At 66.7% G+C, this 16,294-nt stretch carries 5 protein-coding genes; all 5 read right to left on the bottom strand.

All coding sequences use genetic code 11. The annotated features are described in order from the left end of the window. Nucleotides 1–29: 29 nt before the first annotated feature. The 5 genes from DT603_RS07875 to DT603_RS07895 all read right to left on the bottom strand — a co-directional run bounded on the left by DT603_RS07875 (nucleotide 30) and on the right by DT603_RS07895 (nucleotide 16,101). Nucleotides 30–815 (bottom strand): YdcF family protein, encoded by a 786-nt coding sequence (locus DT603_RS07875; protein WP_162349320.1) that lies wholly within the window; start codon nucleotides 813–815, stop codon nucleotides 30–32. A 175-nt stretch (nucleotides 816–990) separates the two neighbouring features. Continuing rightward, nucleotides 991–2,490: an oligosaccharide flippase family protein gene (locus DT603_RS07880; RefSeq protein WP_162349321.1), complete on the bottom strand. Its 1,500-nt coding sequence runs from the start codon at nucleotides 2,488–2,490 to the stop codon at nucleotides 991–993. After that, complete coding sequence (locus tag DT603_RS07885; protein WP_162349322.1) at nucleotides 2,487–8,414, bottom strand: non-ribosomal peptide synthetase; 5,928 nt, start codon at nucleotides 8,412–8,414, stop codon at nucleotides 2,487–2,489. The genes DT603_RS07880 and DT603_RS07885 overlap by 4 nt, the downstream gene beginning before the upstream one ends. A gap of 2 nt (nucleotides 8,415–8,416) precedes the next feature. After that, on the bottom strand, nucleotides 8,417–15,694 hold the full coding sequence (locus DT603_RS07890; RefSeq protein ID WP_162349323.1) for a polyketide synthase: 7,278 nt from the start codon (nucleotides 15,692–15,694) through the stop codon (nucleotides 8,417–8,419). Next, nucleotides 15,691–16,101, bottom strand: coding sequence for a hypothetical protein (locus DT603_RS07895; protein ID WP_162349324.1), 411 nt, complete (start codon nucleotides 16,099–16,101; stop codon nucleotides 15,691–15,693). Before DT603_RS07895 ends, DT603_RS07890 begins: the two co-directional genes overlap by 4 nt. Nucleotides 16,102–16,294: the final 193 nt, after the last annotated feature.

Raw genomic sequence — 16,294 nt, forward strand, 5'->3', positions numbered from 1 at the left:
GACGGAACAAGCGGCCAGGATCGTGTTTCCTACCGCCGGCCGCGGCGCCACTCGAGGAAGTGGTAGTAGACGATGCCTACCATTTCATACAGCGCCGCCTCGGCTTTTTCCAGCGCCGAGGACTGGGGCAGGAAATAGGCCGGGTTGCCGTAAGTGGCGATATCGCTATCGCGCAGGTCTACGCAGGTGTCGATGCCGGCGGCCCGGAAAGCCTGCAGCGCCCGCGCGCGATGTGGCGGCGAAGTCACCAGGCGCACTTTCTGTCCGGCGAATACGGGTGCAAGCCTGACGGCACTCTCCCAGGTGGTGGTCGACTCGGTTTCTATGCGCACGGCGGACGCGGGAACCTGCCACTCGGTCACTACCCTGGCCTGCATCTCGCTCTCCTTGAAGCGGAACGGCCCGCCGCCGGATATCCAGAATTGGCCCTTGCCCGTCCTGTGCCAGAGATTGGTCGCCGCGCGCGTACGGGTCCAGGTCTCAAGGGTGAACGAGGTGTAGTCATCGGCCGCCGTCGGCTCGAATTCAAAGCCACCGGACAGCACCACGACCGGACCGGTGTCGCGCGCGGTGCAACCGTCCGATTCGCTCACCAGCGACTCAAGCGTGTACTCCAGCAGGTTGGCGCCCACCGGCATGCACAGCACCAGGAAAATCAATCCCAGCGCTATCCCGACGCCACGGCAAGCGCGCGAAAGCCTGCGCCACCCCAGCAGCAGTACCAACCCGCACAACAGGCCCCAGGTCAGCGGCGAAAACAGGTAGTAAGGCATGTAGCGCAAGTCCCCATTGTCCAGGCTGATGACAGAAAACATGCGGCGGCCCTGACCGCTGCCCGTGCCTGCATGAGCCCGGGTACGGACATGGTCATCTCAACCTCAGGCTGCACGCTGCGACGGTGGCATTCCAGGCAAGCCGACCGCATCCAGGTGTCAGGGCCCGCTCTGCGCACTTCTTCCGCCCCACGACTCTCCTTCGGCATTATCCACGTCAGGTCGCCTGCATCCTGGACGCCACCCTGCCGCGCCAGGACACCAGCAGGTCGCGCAGCATGGCGCGCACCCTGGCATCCAGCAGCAACACTGCGATCGCGTAGACCGCACCCACCGTGCTGCCTCCGACCAGCAGCCGCGGCCAGCCCGGGGACAGCGCGAACAGATTGAATGCAGGAATGGCGATGATGGCCGCCACGCCCAGAAGGCCGGCGGTCGCCACCACGCGCAATTCCGGCAGTTTCAAAAGCTCGCGTGGCACCCAGACGCAGGTGGCAATCGCATAGGCACCCGAACTGACCGCCGTCGCATAGACCGCGCCCATCACCCCATAGGTGGGAATCCACAGGATGTTCAAGGCCGCATTGATGGCCAGGCTGGAGGAGGTCAGTGCCAGCACCTTCAGCGTGCGTTTTTCCAGCAGCAATCCGTAGCCAGCCACCATCAGGATGGGTTGCAAAGCATAGATCGCGCCCACCGCGGCAAACACCGGGCCCGAGGCCGACTTGGCATGCCCGCTGAGCGCAATGACCGCATCGGTGCCGAAACACCACAACAGGGTGGCGACGCCGAACAGGGCGTAGGTCATGGGCACCAGCACCCGCACCTTCAGCGCCCGCACCGCCGCCGCGCCCTCGGTAGCGTAGAGCCGGTTGGCCATGGGCATGAAGGCTTCGAACATGGTGATGTTGGTGAAGAAATTGACCTGCATGGCCAGTGACGCACCGATGCTGTAGATGCCGACGGCCTCGAAGCTGCCGATGATGCCCTTGATCATGATCCGGTCCAGCAACACGAAGGCCACCGCTATCATTTCGTTTGCCACCAGCGGCAGCCCGTAGATCAGGCCTTCCTTGATCGACGACTTCTCGAAGGAAGCGCGCGAAACACCCAGGTTCCTGCGCACCCAGTAAAGATAGAACAGGATCACCAGCATGGCGGCCAGCAACTTGCCGCCATAGGCCGCCACGGCAGTGTGCTGCAGCCACACCACGGCGCCGACCATCGTCAACACTTCCAGCCACCGCCAGCCGATGCGCGACCACATCACCAGGTGCGAATTCTCGGTGATGCGCAGCACGGTTTCAGTCAGGCTGGAGAACACGAGCAGCGGCGCGGACACCATGGCCAGCCAGAACATCCAGGATTGCCGCAGGCCGGTGGCGGCATCGGTGAATATCAGGCCCACGCACAGCAGCGCCCACACGCTGATCGACACGGCCAGCGGGAAGAAATACAGATTGGTGGAGAAGGCACGAAGGCGCCCGGCATCACCGCCGTGCGGATAGAAACGCATGATGGCGTGCTGCGCTCCCAGCTTGCCGAACGCCACCGCCATCAACACCCACGAATCGTAGTAATTCAGGATGCCGTACTGGGTGTTGTCGAGCAGCCGCGTCAGGATCGGGAAAGACACCAGCCCGGCCAGGATCACCAGCAGGTTGCCCGTCGAATAGCGCAGGTAATGCCTGGCAAACCCGGGTTTCTTGGCGGTCATGCATTCTGTTCGAGCATGCGACCGGTGAGGGTGGTCGGCGCGGACGTGCCGCGCGACGGACCCGGGCTGGCGTCGGTGGTCTCGCGCCTTCCCGCCAGCACCGCTTCCAGTGCGCGCGACAGGGTAGCCTGCAGCTCGGGCTTCTCGACGATGCCCCGGTGCGTGCCGGGAACGGAAAACACCTCGACCTCGCCCGCCATGCCCTTCCAGCCCAGGAACTTGTCACTGCCGAGTTCCGGATCCTGGTCTTCGGCGCGGAACAGGGTCAGCCTGCCGGGATACGGCCGCACCACGTAATCACGATAGGCACGCAGGTGGGTCGCTTCCACATCGGCATAGCGCAGGTCGTGCGGCACCGGCTCGCCGCTGCGTCGCAATTCGGCGATGCGTCGGCGGTCACGCGCCGCGGCCAGGCGCACGCGCGGCATGTTGGCCAGGGCGCGCAGGGCCTGCCATGGCGACAGGCCCTGCAGACGGCGGCGCAACCTCTGCATCTTCGAAGGCGGGTGTGCCGCCTGTGCGCGCAGGCGCTGGCCGTATGAGGAAGACGTGTCGATCAGGCCCAGCATCGCGACCTCTTCACCGACCGCGCTGAGCTGCTGGGCCATTTCATAGGCGATCATGCCGCCCATGGAACCACCCGCCAGGTAGTACGGCCCGACCGGCTGCACCTTGCGTATTTCCTCGACATAGCGCGCAGCCATTTCCTCGATGCAATCCAGTGGCGGCGTGCGGCCGTCCAGGCCCAACGCCTGCAGGCCGTAGACCGGCATGTCGGCCGGCATGCCGACGGCCAATGCGCGGTAGTTCAGGCAGTTTCCTCCGACTGCATGGGCTAGGAACAACGGCGTGCGGCCCTTGCCATGGCGTATTGGAACCAGAGGCGCCCACGGGTCGCGCGCGGCACTGCCTGCTTCGGCGGTACCCGCCTGCGCGCCTGCCTGTCGATAGGCGGCGGTAAGCGAACGCACGGTCGGCGCCATGAACAGCGTTGCCAAAGGCAGGTTGATCTTCAATTGCCTGCCGATGCGATGGAACAGCTGAACCGCCTGCAGCGAATGACCGCCCAAGGCGAAGAAATCGTCATCGAGGCCGACGCTGTCGCGCCCAAGCAGTTCCGACCAGATCCGCGACATCTCCGCGGCCAGCCGATCGTCTTCGTGCGCGCCGGGGATCGTGGCAGTTGCACCTGGCGACCCGGTGGTCGCCGCCGCTGCCGATGCCGGGCCCTTCATTCCATCCGGCTGCAAAAACGTCGCGGCCGATGCCGTCGCGGCAGCCTCGTGGCTGCGACCCATCAGCACCGGAAGGCCATCGTCGAACCGCGTCAGTGCCTCGACCGACTGCGAGGAATCGCGTGCCAGCGACTGAAGCATGCCGTGGTAGCGGCGTGCCAGCATCCCCGCGGTTTCCTCCAGCAAGGTGTCCGAATTGTAGACGACGGCACCAGCCAGTCCATGTTCGTTCTCGACCAGCCACAGGCCCAGGTCCTGGGTGGCGCCAGGATCGGCGATTTCGAAACGTTCATGCCGCACGTTGCCCCACTGCAGGTTGCGCTGGCGCACGTCCTGGAACGAGAACATCGCGTGGTAAAGCACCTTGCCCCCAGCGCCACCGCTCTGCACCGTCAACTCGCTCATCAGGTCCTCGAGGCGGATATCCGGATTGGCGAAACTGTCGAGCAGCACCGACTTGACGTTGCGCAAGACCTCGGCGAACGGTTGCGCTGGATCGATGCGCACGCGCAGCGGCAACAGGTTGGTGAAGTAGCCCATCAGGTTTTCGGTCTCGTCGCTGTTGCGTCCGCGCACCGGCGTCGCGACGATCAGGTCGCGCTGGCCGCTGACGCCGCATATCAGAGCGAAATAGGCCGTCAGCATGGTGATGAACAGGGTCGAATCAAGCTGCAGCGCCGCGGCATGCAGTTGGTCGCTGAGGTCGCGTGGAATCGAGACCCGGTACTGGCGGCTGTCGCCCGACATTCCCGGCTTGCGTGGCATGTCGGTGGGCATGGCACGCATTGCATGCTCCCCGCTGCCGCGGTTGCTGCCGAGGCGTTCGCGCCAGAACTCGCGCTGCCTGGCGTACTCCGGACCTTCGATCCATTGGCGATGCCAGACCGCGAAATCCCCATAGGACACCGGCAGCGCCGGCAGCAGCGGCTCGCACCCCTCCAGGAAGGCGGCATAGAACGCGGACAGGTCCGAATACAGCAGGTCGAACGACCAGCCATCCCAGATCGCGTGGTGTGGCATGAAGAAGAAGATGTGTTCCTCGTCGGACAGCCGGTACAGGCGCGCACTGAACAACGGTGCCTGGTCGAGGTCGAACGGCGTCTTCACCAGCCTGCGCATGTCGCCGAGGGCGTCCTGCTCGCGCTGCTCCGCGGGCAACCCGCCCAGGTCGACGACGGGCACCAGGCCACTGTCGACGCTGTCGTGGATGACCTGGAAAGCCTCGCCACCCAGCGTGCCGATGGAAGTACGCAGCACCGACTGCCTTTGCACCAGCGCATCGAATGCGCGCGCGAAGATCGTCACGTCGAGCGGGCCGAGCAGGCGGTGGGCGGATGGGGTGTTGTAGGTCACCTGGCCGGGCGTGAACTGTTCCAGCAGCCACAGCCGCTCCTGCATCAGCGACAGCGGCGCGGTGGACTGGTCATGCTGGCGTTCGATCGGCTTGCGTGCCGGTGCGCCGAGCGTCGTGGATGCGATCTGGGCCAGGCCGGCCACGGTCGGGCCATCGAACAATGCACGCAGGGTCAGCGCCGAGCCCAGTTCCCGGTTCAGGCGCGAGGTCAGTTGCGCGGCCAGCAGCGAATGGCCGCCGAGCGAGAAGAAGTTGTCGTGGATGCCGATCTGCGGCAGGCCCAGCACCTGCGCCATGGACGCGGCGACCGCGCGCTCGAGGTCGTTGCGCGGCAGTACCAGTTCCTCCCTGCGTGCATCCAGGTCCGGCGCGGGCAGTGACTTGCGGTCGATCTTGCCGTTGGGCAGCAACGGCACGGCATCGAGGATAACGATGTGCTGGGGCACCATGTATTCGGGCAATGCGCGCTTCAGGCGATCGATGGTTTCGCCCTCGTCTATGCCGGCGCCCGGTTGCGCGACGGCATAGCCGACCAGGCGCACATCACCTGGCCTATCCTCGCGCACCAGCACCACCGCCTGGGCCACACCGGGACAGGTTGTCAGCGCGGTCTCTATCTCGCCGAGCTCGACGCGATAGCCGCGCACCTTGACCTGGAAATCGAGGCGGCCGAGATGCTCCAGCCGTCCGTCGGCGCGCCAGCGACCGCGGTCGCCGGTACGGTACAGCTTGGCGCCGCCGCCCTTGTAACCGGCAAGGTGGCTGTAGCCGTCGGCAATGAAACGGTCCGCGGTCAAATCCTCCCGACCCAGGTAGCCGAGCGTGACGCCTTCGCCACCGATGCAGAGTTCGCCTGGCACGCCCAGCGGGCACGGCTGACCTTGCGGGTCAAGCACCCAGACCGTGGTGTTGGCGATCGGCGTACCGATCGAAATGCCGCCTTCGGGATCCACGACCCGGCAGGCGGTCGACCAGACCGTGGTCTCGGTAGGACCATAGAGGTTCCACAACGCGCCGCTGCGGGCGATCAACATGCGCGCCAGGTCCAGAGGCAACGGTTCCCCGCCACACAGCACGCGGAAGGTTTCGCTGCCGCGCCAGCCCGCGTCGATCAGCACCCGCCAGGTCGCGGGCGTCGCCTGCATCAGGGTCGCGCCGCGATCGCGCAGCAAGGCGGACAGCAACTCGCCATCCATCGCCGTCTCGCGGTCGGCCAGGATTACCTCGGCGCCCACGCTCAACGGCAGCATCAGTTCCAGGACCGCGATGTCGAAGGACAGCGTGGTGACCGCGACCAGTTTGTCGTCGGCTTCGATGCCCGGGCTCGCCTGCATCGCGCCGATGAAATTGGCCACCGCGCGGTGCGGTACCTGCACGCCTTTCGGCTTGCCGGTGGAGCCGGAGGTGTAGATGACGTAGGCGATGGATTCGGGATCGATTCCCTGCCCTGCAGGCGCTACGCGCAGCGGCGACGCCTGCGCCAGTTCGTCGGCCAGGGCGTCGAGCGCCAGGACCGGGCGCCCGCGCAGGTCGAAGCGGTCGGCGTGGCTGCGCTGGGTGATCAGCGCCGCCAGGCCCGCGTCGCCGACCATGTAGGTCAGGCGCTCCTGCGGGAACGCCGGGTCCAGCGGCACGTAGCCGGCGCCGGTCTTGAGGATGCCAAGCAGGCCCGCGAGCATGTCGATGCCACGATCCAGCGCCAGGCCGACCAGCGCGCCGGCGTGCACGCCGCGCGCGCGCAGCAGCGCGGCGATGCGGTTGGCGCGCTGATCCAGCTGCGCATAGCTCAGCGACTGGTCCCTGTAGCGCAGCGCGATGCGGTCCGGCGTCCGGTCACCCTGGGTCTCGAACAATTCATGCATGCCAAGCGTGGCGGCGAAAGGAGTCGGCGCCGGCTGCAGTGCCGACAGCGCCTGCATGGAGTGGTGATCGACGATCGCCAGGCTTCCGATCCCGGTGTCCACGCCCTGTACGGCGCTGCGCAACAGGCATTCGTAAGCCTGCATCCAGCGCCGCACCGTGGCGGCGTCGAACAGGTCGGTGTTGTACTGGCATTCGAGCCGAAGCTCGCCGTGCGCCTGCACCGCGTTGATGAACAGCTCGAAGTTCTCGAAGCTGCGCGCATTGCTGGCGAAATCCAGGCTGAGCCCGGGGAACGAGGTGCTTTGCTGGTCCAGCGCCTGGTCGATGTTGAACATCACGCTGACCAGCGGCATGCGCGCCGGGTCGCGCTTGACCCGCAGTTTCTTCAGCAGCGTGCCGAAGGTGTAGCGCTGGTGCTCGATCGCGTCGAGCAGGGTGGTCTGGACTTCGTCGAGCGCTTCGGCGAAGGGCTTCGCCGGCGCTACCTCACAGCGCAGCGGCAGCAGGTTGACGCAATGCCCGACCAGCTGGTCATGGCCGTCGACCGATTGCCCGGCCGCCGGGATGCCGATGACCACGTCCGACTGTGCCGCCAGGCGCGAGAGCAGGCTGGCGAAACCAGCCAGCAGGGTTGCGAACAGGCTGACGCCGCGGCGTGCGCCCATGGCGCGGATGGCGCCGACCAGCGCGGCATCGAATACGTAATCCTCGCGCCTGGAGGCGAAGCTGCGCTGCGCGGGCCGCGGCCGGTCGACCGGCAGGTCCAGCACCGGCGCCTCAAGGGCGAAGCGCGACAGCCAATAGGCCTCGTCTTCTGCGTAGACCTTGTCGGCCGGATGCACGGCCTCGGCCAGCGCATAGTCGGCGAACGATTGCGGTGGCGGCAGGGCCTCCTCGGCCGTATCGCGGCCTTGCACGTGCAGGCCCGCATACAACAGGCCGAGTTCGCGCACCATGACCCACCACGACCAGCCATCGCAGACGATGTGATGCGCGGTGAGGACCAGCATGTGGTCATCGCCGGCCAGGCGCAGCAGTTCGGCCCGGAACAGCGAATCGTTGCCCAACGCGAACGGGGTTTCCACCGCCAGCCGCAGGCGCTCGTCGATCGATGCCGCACGCTCGGCTTGCCCCTGCGAAGCCAGGTCGAAACGTTGCAGTGCGAATCCCGCGTTCTCCAGCACGCACAGGGTTTCACCGTCGGGACCGAAGCTGGCCCGCAGCACGTCGTGGCGTTCGACCAGGGCATGCAAGGCGGCCTGCAGCGCATCGGCATCAAGCGCCCCGTGCAGACGCAACGATACCGATTCATTGAACGCCAGCGAGGCATCCTTGCCAAGCTGGTCCGCAAGCCAGACTTCGCGCTGCGGCTCGGTGGTCGGCACCACGCGCAGCAGCTCGCCACCGGCGAAGGGGTCGTAGTCCACCGCGTCCTGGGAAAGCGTGCGGGAAGGTGCTGGGAGCACTGCCATCGTCAGCCGCCTACCTTCATGAACTTGCCGGCCTGCTCCGGGTTTGGCACGAACCAGGCCGGTCGCCCGTCAGGCTCGCGCCCCAGGCGCGCACCGGCGACAACCGGCTGTTCGGCGTCCATCACCGTGCGCGGCGTCGCCGCGTGTCGCGGCAGGAATTCCGACTCCTGCAGCTCGACCAGCGATTCCTTGAATGCCTGGATGATGCGCTGGAAGTCGGCCTCGCTGTGCGCGGTGGTCAGGAAGCAGGGGAAATTGTCCAGGATGTGGACGCCGCGGTTGCGCATCATGCCGAACAGCAGGTCCTGCAGCGGATGGTCCTCAAGGAAGAAGGTCTTCCACACCGAGGCGAAGTGCTTGACCACGACTGGCGCACCCATCTCGGCACAGAAGGCATTGAGTTCGTCGACCATCGCGGTCACGCGCGTGTTGAGGCGCTCCTGCAACGGCGCGCCTTCGGCCTTGACGTGTTCAAGCACCGCCTTGGCTGCGGCCAGCGCCAGCGGGTGGCGAACGAAGGTGCCTGCGAAATAGGTCACCCCCACGGTCGGGATCGAATCATCGCCGAACTGCCACTGGCCGCCGTCGAGCGCATCCATGAATTGGCGCTTGCCTGCGATCACGCCGATCGGATAGCCGCCGCCCACCACCTTGCCGTACGTGGCCAGGTCGGCGCGGATGTCGAACAGTGCCTGCACGCCGCCGGGATGTGCGCGGAAGCCGGTCACGACTTCGTCGAAGACCAGCAAGGCGCCTGCGTCCTGGGTGACGTCGCGTAATTCGCGCAGGAAATCGACGGGTTGGAAGTCCGGGCGCCGGCTCTGCACCGGCTCGACCAGCACCGCGGCGATCTCGTGGGCACGCTCGCGGATGATCTGCATCGATTCGGGCGTGCCGTAATCGAGCACAAGCACGTGTTCTGCGGTATTGCGCAGGATCCCGGGCGCCGCGGGAACCGCGCGCAGCTTCTTGGTGCCGCGCACGATCATCTCGTCGATGATGCCGTGGTAGGCGCCGGTGAAAAGCACGACGGTCTCGCGCCCGGTGATGGTGCGGGCGATGCGCAATGCGCCGAGCACCGCTTCGGAGCCGGTGTTGCAGAGCGCCGCGCGATCATGGCCGGTGACTTCGCACATCAGTTTGGAAACGTCGCCGGCCAGCGGATGCTGCGGGCCGATCTCGTAACCCAGGTCCAGTTGTTTCTTCACCGCGTCGATTACGAAGTCGGGCTGCCAGCCGAACAGGCTCATGCCAAAACCGTTGAGCGCGTCGACGTAATCGTTGCCGTCCAGATCCCACAGGTGCGAGCCTTTCGAACGCTCGATCACGATCTGGTAGGTGATCTCCTTGGTCAGCGGCCGGAAACCGTTGACCACGCGCGGATCGGCCATATGAGGACGATGGGCCTCGGTGTATTCCCGCGACTTGCGCGTCCTGGCGATGTAGCGCTGCATGTAAGCGTCAAGGCGACTGCGCTGGTGGTCGTTGAGCTGGGCCTGGCCGCTGTTGTCGATGCGCGCGATGGCGCCGAAGGCCTTCTTGACGTCGTACTTGGTGTGCGCCAGCGCGGCTTCCTCATCGATCTCCGCCGCAATTGCGGGCGCAGCGGCCGCGACCGTTGCCGCGGCGGCAGTCGGCACCGAGGTGGCCGCGGCGGGAGCGGCCTGGGTCACTGCAGACGGCGCGGCCGCGGGCACGGCCACGCCAGCACTTCCACCGGCCAGCAACGCCAGCTGCTGGGACATCAACTGCATCTGCTGCTCGATCACGCCACGTACGTAGTCTCCACCTGCCGCCATGGCGACCGGCGCCGCGAAGACCGGCATCGCCATTGCAGCCTGCGTCAATGCGTCGGGTGCTGCGGCCGCGGGTAGTTGCGCTGGAGGGGCCGCCGCCGCCACCTCGGCGGGCAACTCGGCGTCGAGCATCGCGGCGAGCTTGTCCATGCTGCCGCATTCGCCCATCAGCTGGCGGAAGCTGACCTTTACACCGAAGTTCTTCTGCAACTGCAGTGCGACCTGGGTCAGCATCAGGCTGTCGAGCCCCAGTTCGATGAAGTTGGCGCTGGAATCGGCGTCGGCCAGGTCGAAGCCAGCAGTGTCCTCGAACACGTCCTTCAACTGCGCGATCAGGCGTGGACGGCGACTCGGCGCCGGTTGCACAGGGGCAGCGGGCGCTGTCGGGAGGGGCTGTGGCATGGGCATGACGGTCTCCAGGGCCGTGCTGGCGGCGATGATGGGAAAGGAAACGATGTTCGACGCAGGCGCGCTGGCGGCTTCCACCCAATGGCGCTGGCGTTCGAAGGGATAGGTGGGCAGGCGCACGCGGCGGCGCAGGTCGCGGCGATCGAACAGCGCAGGATCGATGGCGACACCGCGGCTCCACAACTGCCCGGCTGCGAGACGGATGTTGGCGATTTCCGCAGCGGGTGCGTCCGTGAGCGAGGCGATGGCCGCCGCATGCTGGCGTTGCAGCGCCGGATGCTGGCGGGCCAGAGTGCTCAGCGTGGCGCGTGGCCCCACTTCAAGCAAAACCAGCGTCGGCGAATCCAGCACACGGCCAAGTGCACTCGCGTAACGCACCGGCTCGCGCAGGTGGCTGGCCCAGTAGTCGGATGACATGGCGGTGTCCGCGTCGAGCCAGTCGCCGCTGACGGTCGACACGATTGGCAGCGTCGGTGCGGTCCGCGGCACCGCATCGACCTCGGCACGGAACGGTGCGACCACCGCATCCATCATCGCCGAGTGGAAGGCGTGCGAGGTGCGCAGCATGCGGCAGGCGATGGTGTCGGCCTCGAGTCCGGACTGGAACCGCGCCACCGCGTCGTGCGAACCGGCGACCACGCAGGTACCGGGAGCGTTCTCCGCCGCCAGCGACAGGTCGGCGGGCAATCGCGCCAGCACGGCCTCCAGCGGCAGGCGCACCGAAAGCATGGCGCCAGCAGGCTGGGCCTGCATCAGGCGCCCGCGCCGCGCCACCAGGCGCAATGCGTCGGGAAGGGCGAAGACGCCGGCCAGGGTCGCGGCGACGAACTCGCCGACGCTGTGGCCGATCATCGCCGTCGGCACCAGGCCGAATGCCATCCACATGCGTGCCAGCGAATATTCGATCGCGAAGATCGACGGCTGCATCACCGCGGTAGGCAGCAGCGCGTCGGCGGCGTCACCGAATACCACTTCGCGCAAATCAAGGCCGAGTTCGTCACGCAACGTATCAGCGCAAGCATCGAATGCCGCGCGGAAGGCCGGTTCGGCCTCGTACAAGGCGCGACCCATGCCGGCGTACTGCGCCCCCTGCCCCGGGAACAGAAACACCACGTCGCTCTGCCGCGCCGGCCGACTGCGCGCGATGACGGCGTCGGTCTCGGGGCTTCTCAACTTCGCGACGGCATCGGCTACATCGTCTGCACACAGGGCCACCCGGTGCGCAAACGCCTTGCGGCCGACCGCGAGCGTCCAGGCTGCATCGGCCAGGTTGGCCCCGACCTCCGCTTCGAGGTGTTCGGCCAGTCGCGTTGCGGCGTGTCCGAGCGCGGCGGGCGTGCGTGCCGAAAGCACCAGCAACTGCGCACCGCTGGCCGGTTCGGAGTCGGGCCACTCGGGCACTTCCTCCATCACCACGTGCGCATTGGTGCCGCCCACGCCGAACGAACTCACGCCCGCACGGCGCGGACCATCGCCAGCGGGCCAGTCGGACAACGCGGTGTTGACGATGAACGGCGAACCGGCCAGGTCCAGGGTGGGATTGGGCGATTCGAAATGCAGGCTCGCCGGAATGCGGCGCTGCTTGAGCGCCAGCGCGGTCTTGATGACACCCGCTGCGCCGGCGGCGATCACCAGGTGGCCGACGTTGCTCTTCAGCGAGCCGATCCGGCAGAAGCCGTTGTCGGCGGTGCCGCGCCGGAAAGCCTTGGTCAATCCCTCGATCTCGATCGGATCGCCGAGCGGCGTCGCGGTGCCGTGGGCCTCGACGTAGGAGATGCTGCGTGGATCGACGCGTGCATTGGCCTGCGCCATCGCAATCACCGCGGCTTGACCCTCGCTGCTCGGGGCCGTGAAGCTGGCCTTGGCGCCGCCGTCGTTGTTGACCGCGCCGCCGCGCAGCACCGCGTACACGGTATTGCCGTCGGCGCGCGCGTCGGACAGGCGCTTGAGCAGCACGACTGCCGCACCATCGCTGAACACCGTGCCCTGCGCGTTCGCGTCGAACGTGCGCGTGTGGCCGTCCGGCGACAGCATCGAGCCTTCCTGGTAAAGATAGCCCTTGCGCGGCGGGCAGTTGATCGAGGCTCCGCCCGCCAGGGCCATGTCGCAGTGGCCCGCGCGCAGGCTGTCGGCGGCCTGGCAGATCGCCACCAGCGACGTCGAGCACGCCGTATGCACGCTGATCGCAGGGCCGGTCAGGTTGAGCCTGTGCGCGACGCGGGTGGCGATGTAGTCCTTTTCGTTGCCCAGCATGACCTGGAACTCGCCAACCTTCTCGACCAGGTCCGGATGCGCGGCAACGTGGCGCTGGAAGTACATGGCGTTGTACATGCCCGCGAATATGCCGATCGGCCCGGTGGCCGTATCCGGCACGTGGCCTCCGCGCTCAAGGCATTCCCAACACAACTCCAGGAAGATGCGTTGCTGCGGATCCATCAATTCCGCTTCCTTCGGGCTGATCCCGAAGAACGCGGCATCAAACAGCTCCACGCCGTCGATCACGCCGCGCGCCGACACGTACATCGGGTCGTCGCGTTCGGCGGCGGACACGCCAGGGTCGAGTTCATCTGGATTGAAGAAGGTGATCGAATCACGCCCCTCGCACAGGTTGCTCCAGAACGCCTCGACGTCGGCAGCGCCAGGAAAGCGCCCGGCCATCGCGACGATCGCAATCGGATCATCGATGTCGTTCTGGCTATCCGCGCTGGTGGAAACGCCACCGTCCTGTGCGCGGTGGCTGCGCGACAGCCGCGCCGATTCGATGGAGGTGTCGACCCGCCCGGCGAGCGCGGCGCACAAAGCGGCCGGCGTGGGATGCTGGAACAGCAGTGTCGCCGGGATGGCCGGCGGCTGCGCGCCGGCGTGCTGCGCGCTGGCATGCTCCGCGCCGGCCCGGTCCTTGCGGATGCGCTCGAGCAGGCGCAAGGCCAGCAGCGAATTGCCGCCCAGCGCAAAGAAATTGTCGTGGCGACCGATCCGGTCGATATCGAGCATGGCGCCGAACGCATCGCACACCAGCGTTTCCGCCGCGTCCACGGGCGGCTCGTAGGCCGTGGCCAGTTCGGGACGCGAACGATCCGGTGCCGGCAAGGCACGGCGGTCGAGCTTGCCATTGGCCGTCACCGGCATTGCATCCAGCTGGAGGTAACGCGCCGGCACCATGAATTCGGGAAGCGTCGCGGCCAGATGCGCGCGCAGCACTGCCATCGACGGGGCACTTCCTCCGGCGGGATCGGCGACGAAATAGGCCACCAGTTGCTTGTCGCCGGGCCGGTCGGCGCGCGCCAGCACGGCGCACGTGCGCACGCCCGGATGCCTGGACAGCGCATGCTCGATTTCGGACAGCTCTATCCTGAAGCCACGGATCTTGACCTGGGTGTCGCTGCGTCCGACGAATTCCACCATCCCATCTGCGCTGTAGCGCACGTGGTCGCCGGTGCGATACAGGCGGCCTTCCGGCCTGCCGCCAGCGCCTGCTTCACCAGCAAAAGGGTTAGGCACGAAGCGTTCTTCGGTGAGGTCAGGCCGGTTGAGGTAGCCGCGCGCCACGCCGGCGCCACCGATATAGAGCTCGCCGATCACGCCCTGCGGCACCAGCTCGCGACGTGCGTTCAAGATGTAGAGCTGGGTGTCGGCGATTGGGCGACCTATCGGGATCGAGCCCAGGTCCTCCGCCAGCGTGGCCGGCACCGGATAGGTGGTGGTAAAGGTCGTGCACTCGGTGGGACCGTAGGCGTTGTTCAAGCGCATGCCCGGAACCGCAACCCGCATGCGCCGCACATGGTCGACAGACAACGCCTCGCCACCGGTGAACAGTTCCCGTACTTCGGCGAGCTGCTGCGGATCCTCGTCGACCACGGCGTTGAACAATGCCGAGGTCAGCCAGAGGGTGGTGACTCCATGCCCCCTGATCGATCTGGCCAGGCCGGCGCCGGTGGGCAGGGTTTCATCGTGGATCACCACGCGGCCGCCATTCAGCAGCGGCCCCCAGATCTCCAGCGTGGAAGCATCGAAACCCAGCGGAGCACAATGCAGCATGCACGTGTCGGGGCCGAGGTCGACGTAGTCGACACCCACTACCAGGCGCAGGATGGCGCGGTGCGGGATCTCGACGCCCTTGGGCATGCCGGTCGATCCGGACGTGTACATCACGTAGGCAAGCGACCCGGCATCGACGGCGACATCGTCGTCGGCAGGCGTTTCATCGTGCGGAGCCAGGTCAGCGATGGGCACCCGCCGGATCGAATCGGGCAGCGCCAGCGACGCGCGCGCCTCGTCGACGACCACCAGCCGCACGCGGGCATCCTCGAGCATGTAGGCCAGGCGATCGGCCGGGTGGGTCGCGTCGAGCGGCAGGTAGGCCGCGCCGGCCTTGAGCACGCCGAGCACGGCCACCACCGCATCGACCGAGCGATCCATGGCCACGGCCACGATTTCACCCGTTGACACGCCTTCCCTGCGCAACTGCCCAGCCAGGGCCGCCGCACGCCTGTCCAATTCCGCATAGGTCAGCGTGGAAGTCGCGTCGACCACCGCCAATGCATCCGGTCTTGCGTCGCGCATGGCGGCGAAACAGGCAGGTACGGTGTCGAAGGGCGGCCTTTCCGCCGTGGTTCTGTTCCAGTCGACGAGCATTCGCAACCGCTCGGCTGGATCGAGGAGATCAATCGCGTCGGGCTGTACGGCATTCCCCGATGCCATTGCCGCCAGTACGCGTTGCACGCCGGCGGCCATGATGTGGATGGCCTGCTCGGTGAGCGGCGCGCGGAATTCGATTTCCAGCCGCCCGGCCGGCAGCAGAAAGTGCCACGCAGACAGTGCGGATGGAGACAGAGCGATCTGGTCTGTGGCGACGGTCCAGGTTTGGGAATTGCATGCCGCTGCATCCGGCTCGGTGCCGGTGAGGCCCGTTTCCACCATTGCCAGTGCCGTACGCAGGATCTCGTCCGGCGCCTCGTCGCGCGCCAGCAGGCAGGCGACGAGCGACGTATCCAGCCCGAGATCCGTGCGCTGGGATTGGCCAGCACCGATATCGGCGCGGCAGGGCAGGACATCAATCAGCGTCAGTGTGTTCATGACTCAACCAGGGTGGGACGCGCGCGGCGGCACTGCTCGCGGTTGCCGGTGACCGCGGTGGCCATGCGACCGCAGCCGAGCATCGCCGCGATGCCGGCGTGCCTCATGGCGTCCAGCAGCGGCTTCTGCCAGACCGGCGGCGGGGTGATGCCCGCATCGCGCGTCGTCCAATGCGCAGCGTGCGGGAGTGGCTTGCGGCGAGTGGCGCCGCGGGTAAGGGTCGTGCCCTCGCCTTCCAGCAGCTCGCCCACGCGCACCAGTGCGGCAGTCTGCAGCAGCGGAGGGTCGGTCAGGCGATGCCGGACCGGCTGGACGCGCCAAGGGTCGAACGAGGCCTCGTTGATCTCGATCAATTGCGTGGTGCCTTCGCCCGTCCTTGACTGGTCCGCTCCAAGGTTCACAAGCATCCCGGATCTCCCGAATTCGGGCAGCTGGCTGGCCCTCGCATCGGTCTCGTCCAGAGCTTCCGTTCGGGCTTCTGTCATCTGCCCCTGGTTTCGCACCTTTTCAATCCGCCCCTGGTTTTGCACTTTTCTAATCCCCTGTTCCTGTCGATCCGAAAATGCCTTCCGTTCAACCAAGGAACGTATCGCCGCACGC

The sequence above is a fragment of the Pseudoxanthomonas gei genome, from assembly GCF_010119615.1.
GTDB lineage: Bacteria > Pseudomonadota > Gammaproteobacteria > Xanthomonadales > Xanthomonadaceae > Pseudoxanthomonas_A > Pseudoxanthomonas_A gei.